Genomic DNA, 1,715 nt, shown 5'->3' on the forward strand with positions numbered 1-1,715 from the left:
CATAGTTTCCAAAGTTGTTTTTGCTCACTGCTGTTTCGGCAGAGCATATATCGGATTGATTGTGTGATTTCGATTTTAGAAGCTGATTTGTTATAATAAATATTTGTATTTGGCAAGGCGTCCAGCCTTTTTTGGTGAACCGGGGCGCTTCCGCCGTTTCTTTAAGACCAGGGGTTATAAAGTGAGGAAATTGAAGGTGAACCATTTGGAACATTTATTAGGTCAGGAGTGGGATATATTTCCTGCTGGAGGAGCTACAGGAGAAGCCTTCATTGCTATTAATAATGAACAAAAGCTTTTTCTTAAACGCAATTCCTCACCGTTTTTAGCTGTTCTGTCCGCTGAAGGAATTGTGCCCAAGCTGATATGGACCCGGCGGCTGGAAAATGGGGACGTCATAACAGCACAGCACTGGTTAGACGGAAGGGAGCTTTCCCATCAGGAAATGAATGAAGAGCAGGTTGCAAAGCTGCTTCGGAAAATCCATCAGTCCAAGCCTTTATTGAGCATGCTTAAAAGGCTGGGCAAATCTCCTCTAAGACCTGAAAGCATTTTTTCGCAAATTGAATGCAGCTTGGATGATGAAATAAAAAAAATCCCTGAAGTTGTTCAGGGAATGGATTTTTTGCGCAGTCATCTGCTGCTGATAGAATGCGACGAAAATGTCGTCTGCCATTGCGACGTTAACCATAACAACTGGCTGTATACGGAAACAGATGAACTATACCTGATCGACTGGGATGGGGCTATGATAGCCGACCCAGCCATTGACTTAGGCACGCTGCTTTATTCTTATGTTCCCAGGGATGACTGGGAATCCTGGCTGGAACGCTATGGCATGACTCTTGATGCAGGGCTTGAAATCCGGATGAAGTGGCATGTGATTTCACAGGCAATAGCTTCTATACAATGGCATAAATCGAAAAATCGCCTGGAAGAAATGGAGCGTGTTATCAGCAAGCTGAAAACCATTCTGTAAAGCCTGCTGTCACGAATATTCCCCTATATCATCCACCCATTGAGTCAATTGTCCTTTATGGGAAGTGATATGCTCATCTAGATCGCCGGAGTTGATTCCGTCCTGGCTGTACCGGTATATTTCTTCCAATACATTTTTTACATTTTGGTGGACATCCATATTGACCATCAATGATTTAACAAGACGTTCGACCTGTTCGCACTCTGAAACTGAACCGCAGCAATCGCTTTGGTGATTGTTCAATATATCCTTTAAAAGAGAAACTTGATGTTCATGGGAAAGCGGCATGCATGATACCCCCTTTATGAGTTTATCTGTAGGGTGCTTATCTCCCTAAAAGATTATACTGGAAATTATTTTGTGTGCCGTCCATTCCCGGGCGGTCTTTTTAGTGATGCAGGTTTCTATTATAATCTGTTGTTCTATTCTTGCTGATTATAAAAACATGCTTGCGAAAAGCCCTGCTGTCATGGTATGGTTTGAACGAAATAAATATATAGGGGTGTCATCATGCGTGTAAGAAATAAGCCCTGGGCTGAAAGCAGAATGAACGATTTTCCTCAATACATGATTCAGCAGGCAGAAAGCCATAAAGGAAAGTGGCACGAAGTATTTGGAAATAATAATCCGCTTTATATAGAGGTAGGAACAGGAAAAGGACGCTTTATTACGGGAATGGCAAAGGCGCATCCTGATGTGAATTTTATCGGGATAGAGCTAAACCGGAATGTGCTGG

General features: G+C 42.6%; 3 protein-coding genes. 2 read left to right on the top strand and 1 reads right to left on the bottom strand.

The window, feature by feature from the left end; all coding sequences use genetic code 11:
• Positions 1-205: 205 nt before the first annotated feature.
• Positions 206-979, top strand: a complete 774-nt coding sequence (locus BIV59_RS14875; RefSeq protein ID WP_071352235.1) for a phosphotransferase family protein — start codon at positions 206-208, stop codon at positions 977-979.
• Positions 980-988: 9 nt separating this feature from the next.
• Here the strand turns inward: BIV59_RS14875 and BIV59_RS14880 are convergent, their stop codons facing one another.
• A complete protein-coding gene (locus BIV59_RS14880; protein ID WP_071352236.1) occupies positions 989-1,267 on the bottom strand; it encodes a YtzH-like family protein in 279 nt (92 codons plus the stop codon).
• A 222-nt stretch (positions 1,268-1,489) separates the two neighbouring features.
• Between BIV59_RS14880 and BIV59_RS14885 the strand changes: the two genes are divergently transcribed.
• Positions 1,490-1,715, top strand: a 226-nt coding sequence (locus tag BIV59_RS14885) for a tRNA (guanine(46)-N(7))-methyltransferase TrmB (protein WP_481747437.1), incomplete at its 3' end; no start/stop codon positions are given.

It is taken from the genome of Bacillus sp. MUM 13 (genome assembly GCF_001866725.1).
Classification (GTDB): domain Bacteria; phylum Bacillota; class Bacilli; order Bacillales; family DSM-1321; genus Peribacillus.

Bases quoted from the DNA above. Each gene is read 5' to 3' on its own strand.
- BIV59_RS14880 (WP_071352236.1), bottom strand. From the start codon at position 1,267: ATGCCGCTTTCCCATGAACATCAAGTTTCTCTTTTAAAGGATATATTG.